Origin of the sequence: Oceaniglobus indicus (assembly GCF_002751875.1) — a bacterium.
GTDB lineage: Bacteria > Pseudomonadota > Alphaproteobacteria > Rhodobacterales > Rhodobacteraceae > Oceaniglobus > Oceaniglobus indicus.
Genome location: NZ_NMZM01000024.1, coordinates 1 through 1,284, shown reverse-complemented (window position 1 = coordinate 1,284; position 1,284 = coordinate 1). Strand labels below are relative to the sequence as shown.

Genomic DNA, 1,284 nt, shown 5'->3' with positions numbered 1-1,284 from the left:
GGGCACCTCGAAAAATTGCCCTGAGCGGGCCGCTGCGGTATGAAGCAGAGGGCATTTTTTGACCTGGGGTGTGACGATGGCGCAGATGGGTTTCTTCGATCTTTCAGACCGCTACGCGAGCCTGGACGCCAAGAAGGACCCGTTGGTCGAGATTGATGCCGTCGTGCCTTGGGAAGAATTCCGCCCGACGCTGGAACGTGCATGGCGCAAGCCGGAAGCGGAGCGCAAGTCGCGGGCCGGGCGCAAGCCGATGCACGCGGTGTTGATGTTCAAGACGCTGGTGCTCGGCGCGCTCTACAACCTGTCGGACGACCAGATCGAGTATCAAGTGCGCGACCGACTGTCGTTCATGCGGTTCCTTGGGCTCGGCCTGGAGGATCGGGTGCCCGACGCCAAGACCGTGTGGCTTTATCGCGAGGCGCTGGCGCAGGCGGGCATGGTGGAGACCCTGTTCAAGAAGTTCGACGGCTATCTGGCGCGGCAGGGATATATCGCGCGGGGCGGCCAGATCCTGGATGCGTCCATCGTGCCGGTGCCGCGCAACCACAACACACGCGACGAGAACGCGGCGATCAAGAACGGCGAGGCGCCCGAGGACTGGGCTGACAAGCCCGCCAAGCGCTCGCAGAAGGATATCGACGCGCGCTGGACCAAGAAGCACGGGAAATCCTACTATGGCTACAAGAACCACGTGAACGTGGACCGCCAGCACAAACTGGTCCGGCGCTACCACGTCAGCGATGCGGCCCAGCATGACAGCCAGGCTGTGGATCACCTACTGATGCGGGGCAACACCGGCTCCGGGGTCTGGGCGGATGCGGCCTATCGGTCCGAGGAGACGGAGGCAAAGTTGCGCGCGTGCAAGCTAAAGAGCAACATCCACCGCAAGGGCAAACGCGGCAAGCCGCTGACCGAACAAGCCAAGGGCAGCAACCGGACGAGATCCTCGGTGCGCGCGCGCGTCGAGCACGTCTTCGGCGCACAGGCCAACGACATGGGCGGTACGCTGGTGCGCACGATCGGCCTGGTGCGGGCGAAGGCGAAGATCGGGATGAAGAACCTGGCCTACAATATGCGCCGCCTTGTCCAGCTACGCCGCCTGAACCCGTGCCCGGCGTGATCCCGAGCGCAAAAGTCAGGCCGCAAGAGCCGAATTGCTGCTCGTGACCCCACGAACCCCGATGACCTCACAACGCGCCGGGAGACCGGCTGGCGACATCATGCGAACTTCATCCGGTCCAACCCGCTTGAAACAGCCGAGACCGGTGAAAAATCGAGGTGCCC

Annotated in this window: 1 protein-coding gene; it reads left to right on the top strand. The window is 63.6% G+C overall.

The genetic code is table 11. From position 1 onward, the window contains the following. Positions 1 to 76 precede the first annotated feature (76 nt). Positions 77 to 1,120, top strand: coding sequence for an IS5 family transposase (locus CFP68_RS17770; RefSeq protein WP_099828267.1), 1,044 nt, complete (start codon positions 77 to 79; stop codon positions 1,118 to 1,120). Positions 1,121 to 1,284 lie beyond the last annotated feature (164 nt).

Excerpts from the sequence above, each read along its gene's own strand:
- CFP68_RS17770 (WP_099828267.1), top strand. The coding sequence starts at position 77 with ATGGCGCAGATGGGTTTCTTCGATCTTTCAGACCGCTACGCGAGCCTG.